This is a genomic window from Rhodococcus sp. P4_B6 (genome assembly GCF_056402215.1).
The window spans coordinates 26,453-40,778 of sequence record NZ_JBFUHV010000049.1; the positions used below are offsets into that span (position 1 = coordinate 26,453).

At 69.6% G+C, this 14,326-nt stretch carries 17 protein-coding genes; 8 read left to right on the forward strand and 9 right to left on the reverse strand.

Going from position 1 to position 14,326, the window contains the following annotated elements; translation table 11 throughout:
• The first annotated feature begins 8 nt into the window (after window positions 1–8).
• A complete protein-coding gene (locus AC1DWT_RS22960; protein WP_206012645.1) occupies window positions 9–1,286 on the forward strand; it encodes a glycoside hydrolase family 1 protein in 1,278 nt (425 codons plus the stop codon).
• Between the two features lie 35 nt (window positions 1,287–1,321).
• Entirely contained in the window at window positions 1,322–1,951 is a 630-nt protein-coding gene (locus AC1DWT_RS22965; protein WP_095865264.1) for a LysE family transporter, read from the forward strand.
• Between the two features lie 51 nt (window positions 1,952–2,002).
• Here AC1DWT_RS22965 and nadC read toward each other — a convergent pair whose 3' ends face one another.
• The 3 genes from nadC to nadA are packed head-to-tail and all read right to left on the reverse strand — an operon-like array spanning window position 2,003 to window position 5,474.
• On the reverse strand, window positions 2,003–2,872 hold the full coding sequence (nadC, locus tag AC1DWT_RS22970; protein ID WP_095865263.1) for a carboxylating nicotinate-nucleotide diphosphorylase: 870 nt from the start codon (window positions 2,870–2,872) through the stop codon (window positions 2,003–2,005).
• Window positions 2,872–4,440: an L-aspartate oxidase gene (locus AC1DWT_RS22975; RefSeq protein ID WP_206012646.1), complete on the reverse strand. Its 1,569-nt coding sequence runs from the start codon at window positions 4,438–4,440 to the stop codon at window positions 2,872–2,874. The genes nadC and AC1DWT_RS22975 overlap by 1 nt, the downstream gene beginning before the upstream one ends.
• On the reverse strand, window positions 4,437–5,474 hold the full coding sequence (nadA, locus tag AC1DWT_RS22980) for a quinolinate synthase NadA (protein ID WP_095865261.1): 1,038 nt from the start codon (window positions 5,472–5,474) through the stop codon (window positions 4,437–4,439). The genes AC1DWT_RS22975 and nadA overlap by 4 nt, the downstream gene beginning before the upstream one ends.
• Window positions 5,475–5,552: 78 nt before the next feature.
• Here nadA and AC1DWT_RS22985 point away from each other — a divergent pair, with 78 nt between their 5' ends.
• On the forward strand, window positions 5,553–6,287 hold the full coding sequence (locus AC1DWT_RS22985) for an NUDIX hydrolase (RefSeq protein WP_095865260.1): 735 nt from the start codon (window positions 5,553–5,555) through the stop codon (window positions 6,285–6,287).
• A 9-nt stretch (window positions 6,288–6,296) separates the two neighbouring features.
• Here the strand turns inward: AC1DWT_RS22985 and AC1DWT_RS22990 are convergent, their stop codons facing one another.
• Together AC1DWT_RS22990 and AC1DWT_RS22995 are read right to left on the reverse strand one after the other, a co-directional pair.
• A complete protein-coding gene (locus tag AC1DWT_RS22990) occupies window positions 6,297–6,641 on the reverse strand; it encodes an SDR family NAD(P)-dependent oxidoreductase (RefSeq protein WP_095865259.1) in 345 nt (114 codons plus the stop codon).
• A 95-nt stretch (window positions 6,642–6,736) separates the two neighbouring features.
• Entirely contained in the window at window positions 6,737–7,336 is a 600-nt protein-coding gene (locus tag AC1DWT_RS22995) for a TetR/AcrR family transcriptional regulator (protein ID WP_072945261.1), read from the reverse strand.
• An 83-nt stretch (window positions 7,337–7,419) separates the two neighbouring features.
• Here AC1DWT_RS22995 and AC1DWT_RS23000 point away from each other — a divergent pair, with 83 nt between their 5' ends.
• On the forward strand, window positions 7,420–8,232 hold the full coding sequence (locus AC1DWT_RS23000) for an SDR family NAD(P)-dependent oxidoreductase (RefSeq protein WP_206012647.1): 813 nt from the start codon (window positions 7,420–7,422) through the stop codon (window positions 8,230–8,232).
• Window positions 8,233–8,235: 3 nt separating this feature from the next.
• Here the strand turns inward: AC1DWT_RS23000 and AC1DWT_RS23005 are convergent, their stop codons facing one another.
• The 3 genes from AC1DWT_RS23005 to bioB are packed head-to-tail and all read right to left on the reverse strand — an operon-like array spanning window position 8,236 to window position 10,062.
• The gene (locus tag AC1DWT_RS23005; protein WP_072945263.1) at window positions 8,236–8,793 is read right to left on the reverse strand and encodes a DUF2567 domain-containing protein; all 558 of its coding nucleotides are present in this window, start codon (window positions 8,791–8,793) and stop codon (window positions 8,236–8,238) included.
• A gap of 10 nt (window positions 8,794–8,803) precedes the next feature.
• Window positions 8,804–9,043, reverse strand: coding sequence for a biotin synthase auxiliary protein BsaP (bsaP, locus tag AC1DWT_RS23010; protein ID WP_072945398.1), 240 nt, complete (start codon window positions 9,041–9,043; stop codon window positions 8,804–8,806).
• A 5-nt stretch (window positions 9,044–9,048) separates the two neighbouring features.
• Window positions 9,049–10,062 (reverse strand): biotin synthase BioB, encoded by a 1,014-nt coding sequence (bioB, locus tag AC1DWT_RS23015; RefSeq protein ID WP_087556279.1) that lies wholly within the window; start codon window positions 10,060–10,062, stop codon window positions 9,049–9,051.
• A gap of 154 nt (window positions 10,063–10,216) precedes the next feature.
• Here bioB and AC1DWT_RS23020 point away from each other — a divergent pair, with 154 nt between their 5' ends.
• The 4 genes from AC1DWT_RS23020 to AC1DWT_RS23035 all read left to right on the forward strand — a co-directional run bounded on the left by AC1DWT_RS23020 (window position 10,217) and on the right by AC1DWT_RS23035 (window position 13,515).
• Window positions 10,217–10,846: a TetR/AcrR family transcriptional regulator C-terminal domain-containing protein gene (locus tag AC1DWT_RS23020; protein WP_095865256.1), complete on the forward strand. Its 630-nt coding sequence runs from the start codon at window positions 10,217–10,219 to the stop codon at window positions 10,844–10,846.
• A 77-nt stretch (window positions 10,847–10,923) separates the two neighbouring features.
• Entirely contained in the window at window positions 10,924–12,054 is a 1,131-nt protein-coding gene (locus AC1DWT_RS23025) for a lipase family protein (protein ID WP_072945268.1), read from the forward strand.
• 55 nt (window positions 12,055–12,109) lie between these two features.
• The gene (locus AC1DWT_RS23030; protein WP_083395832.1) at window positions 12,110–12,847 is read left to right on the forward strand and encodes a FadR/GntR family transcriptional regulator; all 738 of its coding nucleotides are present in this window, start codon (window positions 12,110–12,112) and stop codon (window positions 12,845–12,847) included.
• Window positions 12,844–13,515 (forward strand): sterol desaturase family protein, encoded by a 672-nt coding sequence (locus tag AC1DWT_RS23035; protein ID WP_095865254.1) that lies wholly within the window; start codon window positions 12,844–12,846, stop codon window positions 13,513–13,515. The genes AC1DWT_RS23030 and AC1DWT_RS23035 overlap by 4 nt, the downstream gene beginning before the upstream one ends.
• A gap of 61 nt (window positions 13,516–13,576) precedes the next feature.
• Here the strand turns inward: AC1DWT_RS23035 and AC1DWT_RS23040 are convergent, their stop codons facing one another.
• The gene (locus AC1DWT_RS23040) at window positions 13,577–14,326 is read right to left on the reverse strand and encodes a succinate dehydrogenase/fumarate reductase iron-sulfur subunit (RefSeq protein WP_095865253.1); all 750 of its coding nucleotides are present in this window, start codon (window positions 14,324–14,326) and stop codon (window positions 13,577–13,579) included.

Consider the following 14,326-nt stretch of genomic DNA (forward strand, 5'->3'; position numbering starts at 1 on the left):
TTCGGCCGGTGCGGACTCCCACGCGACTCCTGGGTGCCGGCGCGGTCCTGCTGTGCTTGCTGAGCCCCGCCGCCGCGGTGCACGCCGCCCCTCTCCCCGACGACTTCCTGTGGGGTGTGGCGACGTCCGGGTTCCAGTCGGAGGGTTCCTCCCCGGACAGCAACTGGCGGCGGTATTCCGACTCCGGCCGCACCCACGACGTGATCGGCACCTCCGTCGACTTCCGGCACCGGTACGCCGAGGACATCACAAGCGCAGCGGACCTGGGTGTCGACGTCTTCCGGTTCGGCGTCGAGTGGGCGCGCCTGCAGCCCGCGCCGGGCGTGTGGGACGAGACCGAGCTGCGGTACTACGACGACGTCGTCCGCGAGATCACCGGCCGCGGCATGACCCCGATGATCACCCTCGACCACTGGGTGTACCCCGGATGGGTCGCCGACCGGGGAGGGTGGGCGAACCCGGAGATCGTCGACGACTGGCTCGCGAACGCGCAGAAGGTGATCGAGCGCTATTCCGGTGTGGGCGCGCTCTGGATCACGATCAACGAGCCGACCGTGTACGTGCAGAAGGAGCTGTCGTTCGGCGGCATCGGCCCCGACCGGGCGCCGCGGATGCTCGACCGGCTCGTCGAGGTCCACCGCCGCGCATACGACCTGATCCACGAGAACGACCCGGGCGCCCGGGTCAGCAGCAATCTCGCGTACGTCCCGGCCGCCATGGACGCGCTCGACACCACATTCGTCGACCGCGTCCGCGACAAACTCGACTTCCTCGGCGTCGACTACTACTACGGCCTCTCCCTCGACAACCTCACCGCGGTGAGCGCGATCACCGACGCGTTCTACGACATCAGTCCCCAACCGGACGGCATCTACCACGCCCTGATGCGGTACACCCGCAAGTTCCCGGGACTACCGCTGTACGTCGTGGAGAACGGCATGCCCACCGACGACGGGAAACCCCGCCCGGACGGCTACACCCGGTCCGATCATCTCCGCGATCACCTCTACTGGATGGAGCGGGCGCGGGCCGACGGCGCACCGGTGATCGGATACAACTACTGGTCGATCACCGACAACTACGAGTGGGGCACGTTCCGTCCCCGGTTCGGCCTGTTCACCGTCGACGCTCTGACCGATCCCACCCTCACGCGGCGGCCGACCGATGCGGTGGCGACCTACCGGGACGTCGTCGCGAACGGGCTCCCGCCCGGCTACGAACCGGGCCGTCGCGCCGGAATCTGTTCCCTCGTCGATCCGCCCCTCAGCTGCACGAATCCCCCGTAACGGGAACACCGCGGGACGCGACGTACGATCAGCTCGTGTCGTGGCAGATGTGGTGTGCAGTGCTCGGGGCGTCCTGCGTGATCAGCCTGTCGCCGGGTGCGGGCGCGATCGCGTCGATGGCCACCGGAATGCGATTCGGGTTGCGGCGCGGCTACTGGAACATCGCCGGTCTCCAGCTGGGGTTGCTGTTGCAGATCGCGGTGGTCGCCGCGGGGCTCGGAGCCCTGCTCGCGAACTCGACCCTCGCGTTCACCGTGATCAAGTGGTTCGGCGTCGCGTACCTGGTGTATCTCGGCGTCCGGCAGTGGCGGGCGAGCGCGACCGATGTGTCCGGCGTCGACGGCGAGGTCGCCGAGACCAGCGGGCCCGCGATGACGCTGCGCGGTTTCCTCGTCAACGCCAGCAACCCGAAGGCCGTCGTCTTCATGCTTGCGGTGCTCCCGCAGTTCATCACCCCGTCGGCGCCGCTGCTCCCCCAATACCTGATCATCGCCGCCACCATGGTCGCGGTCGACGTCGCCGTCATGACCGGCTACACCGGCCTGGCGTCGAAGGTCCTGCGGCTGATGCGTTCACCGCGCCAGCAGCGGGCCACCAACCGGACGTTCTCCGGGTTGTTCTTCGTGGCGGCCACGTTCCTGGCGACCATTCGCCGTGCCGTCTGACCCGTGAGTACTTCTCAACCGCCGGCGGTTGAGAAGTACTCACGGGTGGGGTCACATGTCGAGGCCGAGATCCAGCACGGTCACCGAATGGGTGAGCGCGCCGACCGCGAGGTAATCGACTCCGGTCGCGGCGTACTCGGCCGCGACGTCCAGCGTGAGACCACCCGACGATTCCAGCCTGGTGGCGGGGGCGTTCGCGTCGCGGCGCTGCACGGCGATCTGGGTCTGCCACAGCGGGAAGTTGTCGAGCAGCACCAGTTCCACGTTCTCGGCGAGTACCTCGTCGAGTTGCGCGAGGCTGTCGACCTCCACCTCGCATTCGATGTCCGGCGCCGCGGCGCGGACGGCCCGCAGTGCCGCCACCACCGAACCCGCGGCGGCGACGTGGTTGTCCTTGATCAACGCGGCGTCGCCGAGACCCATGCGGTGGTTGACGCCGCCGCCCACCCGGACGGCGTACTTCTGCAGCGACCGCAGTCCCGGCAGCGTCTTGCGGCTGTCGCGGATCTTCGCCCCGCTGCCCTCGACCGCATCCACCCACGCGGATGTGGCGGTGGCGATGCCGGACAGGTGGCAGACCAGGTTGAGCATCGTCCGTTCCGCGGTGAGCAGTCCCTGCGTGGGCGCGGACACCGTCAGCACGGCCTGGCCGGGCACGATCCGGGTGCCGTCGGCGACCCTGTCGAGGACCTCGTAGCGGCCCGCCCCGATCACCTCGTCGAGCACCAGCAGTCCCACGTCGAGGCCGGCGACGGTACCGTGCGCACGGGAGACCACGGACGCCTTGGCGACCGCGTCGGCCGGGACCGTGGACGCGGACGTCACGTCGGGTCCGTACCGCAGGTCCTCGTCCAGGGCGAGGCGCACGAGCGTACGGACCTCGTCCGCATCCAGACCGCCGGGAAGGACGTGGTCGGCCATCACAGCACTCCTGTCAGTTGGGGTTGGAGAAGCTCGAGTTCGCCGCCGCGCAGGCGCACGTGCGTGCTGCGGCGCCACTCGCCGGACGTCTCCGGGTAGTCGCTGCGGGTGTGGCATCCGCGACTTTCGGTGCGCGCGCCTGCGGCGAGCACGAGCGCTGCCGCCGTCAGGGTCAGCGCGGCGTCTTCGAGCGCGGTCTGTCCCTCGGGCACCGTGCGCGGCGCGGCGGCGAGGGCGGCGGCCACCGCCTCGAGGCCTGCGCCGTCCCGGACGACGGAGGCGTTGCCGGTCATCAACTGCTGCACCAGTTCCCGCGGCGCGGACGACAGTGCGTGGCGGCCGGGATCGGCCGCCTCGACGCGTAGGTCGGCGCGTTCGACGGCTGCGGCGCCGGCCCGTTCGCCGACCACCAGGCCTTCGAGGAGGCTGTTGGAGGCCAGCCGGTTCGCGCCGTGCAGCCCGGTGCGGGCCACCTCCCCCGCCGCGTAGAGGCCGGGGACCGAGGTGCGTCCGTCGACGTCGGTGACCACGCCGCCGCACGAGTAGTGGGCGGCGGGGGCGACCGGAATCAGCTGTTCGCGCGGGTCGATCCCGGCTTCCAGGCAGGACGCCGTCACGGTCGGGAACCGCTGCGCGAACCCGGACAGGTGACGCGCGTCGAGGTAGACGTGGTCGTGTCCGAGTTCCCGCAGCCGCGACGCGATGGCCCGCGACACGACGTCGCGGGGTGCCAGGTCGCCGCGCGGATGCACGCCGGCGGTCACCGAATCGCCGTTGGCGTCGACGAGGATCGCGCCCTCGCCGCGGACGGCCTCGCTGATCAGCGGGCGCCGGCCGAGACCGCCGGGGGTGAACAGCACGGTCGGGTGGAACTGCACGAACTCGAGATCGGCGACGGCCGCGCCTGCGTCGAGTGCGAGGGCGATGCCGTCGGCGGTGGCGCCGGGCGGGTTGGTACTACAGGCGTACAACTGCCCGAGTCCGCCGGTCGCCAGGAGAACGGCGGGTGTGTGGATCACGCCGAGGCCGCGCGGGGAGTCGACGAGCACCCCGGTGACTCCGCGTGCATCGGTGAGCACGCAGACCGCGGAACTGTCGAACAGGACCGGAAGCCCGGCCGCGCCCAGCGCGCGCTGCACCTCCGCGCCGGTGGCGTCGCCGCCGGCGTGGATGATCCGCCGGGTGCTGTGCCCGCCCTCGCGGGTGCGCGACACGGTGCCGTCGCGGCCGCGGTCGAACACCGCACCCAGATCGGTCAATGCGGCCACGGCGTCGCGGCCGCCGGCCACGATCGACCGCACGGCGTCCTCGTCGCACAGGCCGACGCCGGCCTCGCACGTGTCGGCGACGTGAGAGTCCACCGAATCGGTGACGGCGTCACCGACCACGGCGATGCCGCCCTGCGCGTACTGCGTCGCGGTGTCCGTCGCCCCACCCTTGCTGACGGTGAGCACGGTCAGCCCGCGCAGTGAGGCGGTGCGTGCGGCCGTCAGTCCGGCCACACCACCGCCCACCACTACGAGGTCGGCGTGCTCTTCCCAGGAAATCCCCCGGGCCGGGCTGCTCACTCGCCGCCGCCCGGGTTTCCGATCTCGATCATCCGCTGCACCGACTTGCGGGCACGCTCGGCGGTCGCGAGATCGACGTGAACCTCGTCCTTGCCCTCGAGCAGGCAGCGGAGCAGGGCGGCGGGGGTGATCATCTTCATGTACGGGCAGGACGCGCGGTCGTTGACGGCCTGGAAGTCGACCTCCGGCGCGGCCTTGCGCAACTGGTGGAGCATCCCGACCTCGGTGGCCACCAGAACCTGCTTGGCCCCGGTGGCGCGGGCGGCGTCGAGCATGCCGCCCGTCGACAGGATCTTCACCTTGTCCTCGGGCACGAATCCTTCACCGGCGAGGTAGAGCGCCGAGGTGGCGCAGCCGCATTCGGGGTGGACGAAGAGTTCGGCACCGGGGTGCGCCTTGGCCTGCGCGGTGAGCTCGTCGCCGTTGATGCCGGCGTGGACGTGGCACTCGCCGGCCCAGATCTGCATGTTCTTGCGACCGGTGACGCGCTTGACGTGGGCGCCGAGGAACTGGTCGGGCAGGAACAGGACCTCGCGGTCGGGGTCGATCGACGCGACCACGTCGACGGCGTTGGACGACGTGCAGCAGATGTCCGTCAGACCCTTCACCTCGGCGGTGGTGTTGACGTACGACACGACGACGGCGTCGGGGTATTCCGCCTTCCACTCGCGCAGCTGATCGGCGGTGATCGAGTCGGCGAGCGAGCAGCCCGCGCGCTCGTCCGGGATCAGCACCGTCTTGGCGGGGCTGAGGATCTTCGCGGTCTCGGCCATGAAGTGCACGCCGCAGAACACGATGGTGTCCTCGGGGGCTTCGGCCGCGATGCGCGAGAGTGCCAGCGAGTCGCCGACGTGGTCGGCGACGTCCTGGATGGCGGGCAACTGATAGTTGTGTGCGAGGAGGGTTGCTCCCCGCTCACGCGCCAGCCGTTTGATCTCGGCAGCCCACTCTTCGCTCGCCTCGACGCCCGCGTAACCGCCGGGACCGTCCTGAATCTGCGGGTTGGTACCCGCCCACAACGTCGTGGTCGTCATGGCTTGCTCCTTCACCGTGAACTCGGGCGGGCTGGCCCGAATTTCCGCAATCGAGGTTTTCGACTTAGGATCGAAAACATGCCCAATAGTAACACCACGCATGAAGTGCTTACCGCGGTGTTCCAGGTTCGCCACTTTCCCGACCACATCGCCGCAGGTCACAGCGGTGATGCGCGTCACGCGGCGGGCACCGGCGAGCTCGCCGTGCTGCTGTGGCAACGGGCCCTCGATCCGCAGGCCGGCGCATGGTCGCTGCCCGGCGGACTCCTCCACGAAGACGAGGACCTCACGACGTCCGCGCGACGCCAGCTGGCCGAGAAGGTGGACGTGCAGGAGGTCTCGCACCTCGAGCAGCTGTCGGTGTTCAGCGATCCGCGACGGGTGCCCGGTCCGCGCACCATCGCGTCGACGTTCCTCGGGCTCGTCCCCCTCCCCGCCGACCCGCAGTTGCCGCCGGACACCGCGTGGCATCCGGTGTCCGCCCTGCCCGAGATGGCGTTCGACCACGGCACCGTCGTCCGGCACGCCCGGACCCGCCTCGCGGCCAAGCTCTCTTACACCAACATCGCGTTCGGTCTGGCGCCCGACGAGTTCTCCATGTCGACGCTGCGCGAAATCTACTGCGCCGCACTCGGTTACCAGGTGGATGCGACCAACCTCCAGCGCGTCCTCGGACGCCGCGGGGTGCTGACCCCCACCGGCAACACAGCACCGTCCGGCCGCACCGGCGGTCGCCCGGCCGCCCTCTACCGCTTCACCGACTCCACCCTGCGGGTGACGGACGAGTTCGCGGCGCTTCGACCGCCGAGCTGAATCCGATCGTCAGGCGGCCGCGGATCCACCTTCTTGCGTGGTGCGCCGCCGCCACGCCGACGCGACCGAGGGCTCCGCGCCGAGCACCGAATCGATGCGGCCGAAGCGGCCGAGAACGCGGTCGAGAAACTGCTCGACCTGGCGGGGGTCGTCCGGATCGGCGGCGACCGCGAGGAGTCGGTGACCGGACATGCCCGGCATGATCCGGGCCAGTTCCGCGACCGTGCGTGCGGTGACCGCAACGCACCAGCCCGAATCGAGCAACTCCTGCGCGGTACGCCTGCCCTGCTCGCTGCCGGCGGCAGTCACCACCACGACACCACGGGCCGAGCCGGCTTCGTCGGTACGCATCATCTTCGCCTCCTGGGGATCGACATTTCCGACTCCAGGTAAGCGCCAGTACTCGAGACTGCGACGGGAGTGCGCTGTGAGATCGCCGGGAGACGGTGTCACGCCCGGGCGAGACCCCGCCAGAACGTGTCGGATGCGGCGGTGACCACTTCGTCCACCGGCGCGTCGTCGAGCATTCCCCCGGCGGCGAGGGTCGCGATCCCGTGGAAGGTCGCGAACGCGACCAGGGCGATGCGCGAGGCGTCCCCGGGTCCGATGTCGCCCGCGGCCTGGGCCTCGGTGACGATCCGGACCGTCAGGTCCATCGAGGTGTGGCCCGCCTCCACGACCTGGGAGGCGGCCCCGGGCGCGTGCTTGTTGCCGTACATCAGGGCCAGCAACTCCCGGTGCGCGAGCGCGAAGGTCACGTAGGCGTCGGCGAGCGCCGCGAAGCGGGCCCGGGCATGGGGTTCGGCCTGGTCGACCGCGCGTTCGAGGGCGGCGGTGAGCCGCCGGAAACCGGATTCGGCGAGTGCGTCGAGCAGCGCCTGACGGTCGCGGAAGTGCTTGCTGGGTGCGGCGTGACTGACCCCGGCCTCTCGGGCGAGCTGTCGCAGGGACAGGCCGTCGACGCCGTCCCGCTCGAGGGTGCTCTCGGCGCGTGCGAGCAGCACCTGGCGAAGACTCCCGTGGTGGTAGGGCTGTTCGGCGGCGGACACGGCGCAAGCCTAGCAAAATGTTGTCATTGACTACATAGATGGCACTGACTACATTCGGAATCACCCCACCGCTAGGAGCAGACATGCCTTTCGACGCATCCGGAACCACCGTCCTCATCACCGGCGCGAGCGCGGGCCTCGGTGCCGAATTCGCCCGCCGGTTCGCCGGGCGCGGCGCCGACCTCGTCCTCGTCGCGCGGCGCGCCGACCGGCTCGAACAACTCGCCGCCGAACTCCGCGCCGCACACCACGTGACGGTCACCGTGCTCCCGTTCGACCTCGCGGCACCCGGCGCAGGCGCGCGGTTGCGCAGCGAACTCGCCGCGCGCGACATCCGCGTCGACTCGCTGATCAACAACGCGGGATTCGGGACGCACGGAGACTTCGCGTCCGCCGACATGGAGCGGCTGACCTCCGAGATCCAGCTCAACGTCACCACCCTCGTCGAGTTGTCGCACACGTTCCTGCCCGACCTGCTCCGGGGACGCGGCGCACTCGTCAACGTGGCGAGCACCGCCGCGTTCCAGCCGACGCCGGGCATGGCCGTCTACGGGGCGACGAAGGCGTTCGTCCTGAACTTCACCGAGGCGTTGTGGGCGGAGGCGCGAGGAACCGGCCTCACCGTGCTCGCCGTCTGCCCGGGCCCCACCCGCACCGAATTCTTCGACGTCGTCGGCTCCGACGACGCCGCCGTCGGCCGCATGCAGACCGCCGACCAGGTGGTCGCGACGGCGCTGCGAGCCCTGGACCGGCGCAGCACACCGCCGAGCGTCGTCTCCGGGCTGATGAACTGGGTGTCGTCGGTCAGCACCCGCTTCGCGACCCGCCGCATCGGCGCTCTCGCCAGCGGGCGCCTGCTCGGTGACGTCCGGATGCAGGCCTCCGTCACCCGGTAAGCGTCACGAAGTCACCGTCGCGTCGCGCTCCTCCGGCTCGTCGAGTTCGACCGGCGCATCACCGACGCCGAGATCGTCGTACGGGTTGAGCGCGGCGAGCACCAACGTCACGACGCACGCGACGAGCGGTTGGAAGATCAGCACCAGCGGGGTCCCGATCCCCGGCGCGACCGCCACGACGGCACCGGCGGTCGAGGTGTCGGGATCGGGGAAACGCAGGGCCGCCACACCGATGCCGCCGAGGGCCATCACACAGGCCCCGGCCACGCTGCCGGCGAGTACAGCGCCCAGTGCCACCGGTCCGCGACTTCGCCGCGCCGTCCACGCCGCGACCGCGGTGAGGATGCCGACCACCAGGCCGGCACACGCGAACATCCCGATCGCGTCGAACCGGTGCACGCTCTCCCCCGTCAGCGACACCCCGCGGTCGGGGGACACCACCAGCAGATGTTCGGGTGGTGCCAGGAGTCCCCACAGCACCCCGGCGAGCACGCTCGCCACCACCGTCCCGCAGAAGATTCCGGCGGCAGATCGAACCCTGAAGCGCGGGAGCGTGGTCACGCGTGCGACGCTACCGCCGTCCGCGGCAGATCGAGTCGAACACACCGTGGCGGGAACATTTCGCCCACCAGCCGTCGGGGCTGATCTGCACCACCATCCGGCGGCCGCACGCCTCGCAGAAGCGGGGCGGTTCCAGCCCGAGTTGCGCGGCGGTGGAGACCGTGTCGTCCACACCGGCCACCACGCGGCGGCCGGTGTACGGGTTGTAGCGCTCCTCCAGACCGTCGGCGTCGCCCGCGGTCGTCTCCATGGTCGTCACAGGGTGTCGTTCAGGGCCTTGATCGGCATCTGCAGATCGACGAGCAGGTCGAGGTCCTGTTCCGCCGGACGGCCGAGGGTCGTCAAGTAGTTGCCGACGATGACGGCGTTGATGCCGCCGAGGATGCCCTGCTTGGCACCGAGGTCGCCGAGGGTGATCTCGCGGCCGCCCGCGAAGCGGAGGATGGTGCGGGGCAGCGCGAGCCGGAAGGCGGCCACCGATTTGAGAGCCTCGCTCGCCGGCAGCACCTCGAGGTCGCCGAACGGGGTTCCCGGACGCGGGTTGAGGAAGTTCAGCGGAACCTCGTCGGGTTCGAGTTCGGCCAGGTTGGCCGCGAACTCGGCGCGCTGCTCGAGGCTCTCACCCATGCCGAGGATGCCGCCGCAGCACACCTCCATGCCGGCTTCGCGGACCATGCGGAGGGTGTTCCAGCGTTCGTCCCACGTGTGGGTGGTGACGACGTTCGGGAAGTGGGACTTCGACGTCTCCAGGTTGTGGTTGTAGCGGTGCACCCCCATCGCGGCGAGCTGGTCGACCTGTTCCTGGGTGAGCATGCCCAGCGAGCAGGCGATCTGGATGTCGACCTCGTTGCGGATCGCCTCGATACCAGCGGCGACCTGGGCGAGCAGCCGCTCGTCGGGCCCGCGGACGGCGGCGACGATGCAGAATTCGCTGGCACCGGACTTGGCGGTCTGCTTGGCGGCCTCGACGAGCGACGGGATGTCGAGCCACGCGGCGCGCACCGGCGACTGGAACAGCCCGGACTGCGAGCAGAAGTGGCAGTCCTCGGGGCAGCCGCCGGTCTTGAGGCTGATGATGCCCTCGACCTCGACCTCGGGGCCGCACCACTTCATCCGCACGTCGTGCGCGAGGGCGAGCAGGTCCTCGAGGCGGTCGTCGGGAAGTTGCAGGACTTCGAGCACCTGGCTCTCGTTCAGCGCTTCGCCGCGCTCGAGAACCTGCTCACGCGCGAGGGCGAGAATGTCTGTCTGTACCGGGGCCGAGGTCACACGTATCTCCTGGAAAACGGGCCGATCACGTGCCGTGAGTCGACGGAACCGAAAAATTGAACACCGTACAAGTTGAACGGTGTTCACGTTAGATCCGTGATGGAATACTGTCAAAGCCGGAGCAAGCTTTTCGACGAGATTGGGAGATCACACAGTGCAATTGCGACGCGGCGACGTACTCGACGGCGCAATGGCCATCCTCGACGAGTTCGGCCTCGCCGACCTCACGATGCGCAGACTCGCAACGGCCCTCGGCGTGCAGCCCGGCGCGCTGTACTGGCATTTCCCCAACAAGCAGACGTTGCTCGGTGCCCTCGCCGACAAGATCCTCGAAGACGTCGACGCCCCGGTCACGGCGCCCGGATGGGACGCGGAGTTCACCGAACTGGCGCATCGGCTGCGCACAGCGCTGCTCGCCCACCGTGACGGCGCCGAACTGGTCTCCGCCACCTACGCGTCCCGCATGACCAACTCCCGGGTCCGGGAAAGCTTCGCGGCCGTGGGTCTGCGATCCGGGCTGTCCCGCGAACACGCCGAACTGTCGTCCTACTCGCTGCTCTACTACGTCCTCGGCCACACGGTCGACGAGCAGTCGCGGGCGCAGATGGAATCGGCAGGCGCTCTCACCCGCGCCGCGCTCTCCCCCGACGCCCCGCAGTCGCAGATCGCGGCGTACGACGAGGATCTCCTCGACGGCGATCCGGCGGTGCGGTTCGACTTCGGTTTGTCGCTGTTCGTCGACGGAATTCGCGCGCGACTGAAAGACTCCGCCCACCGCCCGTGAGCGGGCACAATTGAGTGGACACCGCGCCGGCCACTCGCGGACCGCGCGGCGCCTCCCACGGCCCAGGGACGGACGCGATGACGTCTTCGCTCGGCCGCCGCGCCGGAACGGCCCTCGCGGCGGCACTCGCACTGTCGCTTCTCGGCGCGCCCACCCCGGCGCCGGCGCAGACCGCGGTGGGCGATCCCGGTGCCGTCGTCGCCGAGACCCCGGTGGCGCCGGACGCGCGGCCGGCGGGTGTCGCCGAGGCCACGTACGTCACGTACTGGACGACAGGGCCGATGAACGAACCCGCGCTCAGCACCGGCGCGGTCCTGCTGCCACCCGGTGACGCGCCACCCGGCGGATGGCCCGTGGTGTCCTGGGCCCACGGAACGGTCGGCATCGCCGACGCGTGCGCGCCGACGGTGACGGGGAAACTCGCCGGACCGTACGTCAAGGCCTGGCTCGACCAGGGGTACGCCATCGTCGCAACGGATTACGTCGGCCTCGGCACACCCGGCGTGCACCCGTACCTGGACGGACCCACCGAGGCGCACAGCGTGATCGACATGGTGCGCGCGGCGCGGGCCGTCACGCCGTCCCTGTCGAACCGGTGGGTCGCGATCGGTCAATCGCAGGGCGGCCACGCCGCTCTCGTCGCCGCCTCGATGGCCACCACCTACGCACCCGATCTCGACTTCCGCGGCACCGTCGCCACCGGTGCCCCGTCCAATCTGGAGAACCTCGCGCCCCTCGTCGGCCCAGGTTTCCCGCAGATCCCCCTCACCGGGAGCACGGTGTTCGTGGCGTACGCGCTCGCGGGACTGCGGGCGTCGCGGCCCGACCTGGACGTCGACAGCTACCTCACCCCGCTCGGCGTCGACGTCCTGAATCGTGTGGAGTCGCTCTGCTACGAGGAGGCGGCCCCGCAACTCGCCGGCATCTCCATCGGGCAGTTGATGTCGCGCCCCCTCGACGACCCGGCGGTCCTGGCGGCGCTGCGCACCACGCTCGGAGTCCCCGTCCGGGGCTACGACCGGCCGTTGTTCATCGGTCAGGGATTGTTCGACGACGTCGTCCCCATCGCCCTCACCTGGAAGTTCACCGCCGACCTCACCGCGAACGGGCAGCAGTTCCTCTTCCGGACGTATCCGACGGGCCACCTCACGACCATGCCCGCGTCCCTGCCCGACACCACCGCGTTCGTCCGGAGCCTGTTCGGCTGAGATTCACTGGTAAGACCACTTGACCTCTTACCTGTAGCCGTTCTAGTGTCGGGTCATGATGTTCGAGCCGATCGCGCGGAAATCCGCCTCCACCGAAGTCTTCGACCAGATCACCGCGCGCGTACTCGGCGGCGACCTCGCCGCCGGCGAGGCCCTGCCCAGCGAGCGGCGCCTGGCCGAGGCGTTCGGGGTGTCCCGGCCCGCGGTCCGGGAAGCGATCCAGAAACTCGCCCAGGCCGGGCTCGTCGAGGTCCGGCAGGGCGACGCCACCTCGGTCCGCGACTTCCGGCAGCACGGCGGGCCCGAACTGCTGTCCCAGCTGCTGATCCGCGGCGGTGAACCCGACTGGGCGGTGGTCCGCAGCATCCTCGAGGCCCGGCGGATGATCGGCGTGCAGATCGCCCGGCTCGCCGCGGACCGGGCGACCGAGAAGTCGGCCGCAGCTCTCCGCGAGGCCGTGGATCACCTTGCTGCCGAGAGCGATCCCGTCGCGCAGCAGGTCGGCGCGCTGGCCTTCTGGGAGCGCGTCGTCGACACCGCCGATTCCATCGCGTTCCGGCTCATCTTCAACAGCCTCCGCAACGCGTACGAACCGACCATGACCGCGATGGCCGCCGTGATGGTCGCGGAGGTCGGCCGCGCCGACCTGTACCACCGGCTTGCGGACGCCATCTCCGCACACGACGAAGACCTCGCGGCGCACACCGCCACCACCCTGCTCGACCTCGGGACGGCGGCCGTGACCGCCGTGATCGACACACTGCAACACCACGATTCGGAGAAGGACACATGACCACGACACCTCCCGCAGATCGCCGCCAGCGCAGGTCGATCACCCTCCGCGACGCCGCAGACCAGTTCCGCCGCCACCCGTCCCCGTGGATGATCGGCGGCATGCTCGCCGCTGCCTCGGTCGCCCGCGTCGTCGTCGGCGACTGGCAGGTCACCGATGCCGTCGTGCCGCTGGTGATGCTGGCGGTGTTCCCGTTCGCCGAATGGGTCATCCACGTCTGCATCCTGCACTGGAAGCCCCGGAAGGTCCTGGGCCTGACCGTCGATTCGCTCCTCGCCCGGAAGCATCGCGAGCACCACGTCGATCCCCGCGACGTGCCGCTCGTCTTCATTCCGTGGCAGACCCTGATGTGGCTGATCCCGGTTCTCGTGGCGCTCGCAGTGTTCACGTTCCCCCGCACCGGGCTCGGGCTGACCTTCCTCGTGGTGCTGAGCGTCCTGGGCGTCCTCTACGAATGGACGCACTACCTCATCCACAGCGACTACAAGCCGAACTCCCGCCTCTACCGCGCGATCTGGCGCAACCACCGCCATCACCACTACAAGAACGAGCACTACTGGTTCACCGTCACCACCTCGGGAACCGCCGACCGGATCCTCGGCACCGACCCGGACCCCGAATCGGTCGAGAAATCGCCCACCGCCCGCAACCTCCACGCCGTGCGCTGACGCACCCGTGAGTACTTATTAACGTCGGGCGGTTAACAAGTACTCACGGGCCCGAAGGGCACTAACGGCGGCGAAAGAGCTTGTTGCCCAACCAGACGATCGGGTCGTACCGCCGGTCGACCACCCGTTCCTTCATCGGAATGATGGCGTTGTCGGTGATCTTGATCCCTTCGGGGCACACCTCGGTGCAGCACTTGGTGATGTTGCACAGCCCGAGACCGAAGTCTTCCTGCGCCGCGTCACGACGGTCCGCCGTGTCCAGGGGATGCATCTCCAGTTCGGCGACACGGATGAAGAAGCGGGGACCGGAGAACGCCGGCTTGTTGTCGTCGTGATCACGGATGACGTGGCACGTGTTCTGGCAGAGGAAGCACTCGATGCACTTGCGGAATTCCTGCGACCGTTCGACGTCGATCTGCTGCATTCGGTACTCGCCCGGCCCGAGTCCCGGCGGCGGGGTGAACGACGGGATCTCCCTCGCCTTCTGGTAGTTGAACGACACGTCGGTGACGAGGTCCCGGATGACGGGGAACGCCCGCAGCGGTGTCACCGTCACCACCTCGTCCTCCGTGAACGTCGACATCCGCGTCATGCACATCAGCCGCGGCTGGCCGTTGATCTCCGCGGAGCACGACCCGCACTTGCCCGCCTTGCAGTTCCATCGCACCGCCAGGTCCGGGGTCTGCGTCGCCTGCAACCGGTGGATGATGTCGAGCACCACCTCACCCTCGTTGACGGGAATGGAGTAGTCCTGGAGGGCGCCGCCGTCGGCGTCGCCGCGCCATACCCGGAACTGCGCGTCGTATCCCAT

Bases quoted from the DNA above. Each gene is read 5' to 3' on its own strand.
- AC1DWT_RS23000 (WP_206012647.1), top strand. From the start codon at position 7,420: ATGCCTTTCGACGCATCCGGAACCACCGTCCTCATCACCGGCGCGAGC.
- AC1DWT_RS23030 (WP_083395832.1), top strand. From the start codon at position 12,110: ATGATGTTCGAGCCGATCGCGCGGAAATCCGCCTCCACCGAAGTCTTC.
- AC1DWT_RS22985 (WP_095865260.1), top strand. From the start codon at position 5,553: ATGCCCAATAGTAACACCACGCATGAAGTGCTTACCGCGGTGTTCCAG.
- AC1DWT_RS23035 (WP_095865254.1), top strand. From the start codon at position 12,844: ATGACCACGACACCTCCCGCAGATCGCCGCCAGCGCAGGTCGATCACC.
- AC1DWT_RS22990 (WP_095865259.1), bottom strand. From the start codon at position 6,641: ATGATGCGTACCGACGAAGCCGGCTCGGCCCGTGGTGTCGTGGTGGTG.
- AC1DWT_RS23040 (WP_095865253.1), bottom strand. From the start codon at position 14,326: ATGGGATACGACGCGCAGTTCCGGGTATGGCGCGGCGACGCCGACGGC.
- nadA (WP_095865261.1), bottom strand. From the start codon at position 5,474: ATGACGACCACGACGTTGTGGGCGGGTACCAACCCGCAGATTCAGGAC.
- bsaP (WP_072945398.1), bottom strand. From the start codon at position 9,043: ATGGAGACGACCGCGGGCGACGCCGACGGTCTGGAGGAGCGCTACAAC.
- nadC (WP_095865263.1), bottom strand. From the start codon at position 2,872: ATGGCCGACCACGTCCTTCCCGGCGGTCTGGATGCGGACGAGGTCCGT.
- AC1DWT_RS23025 (WP_072945268.1), top strand. From the start codon at position 10,924: ATGACGTCTTCGCTCGGCCGCCGCGCCGGAACGGCCCTCGCGGCGGCA.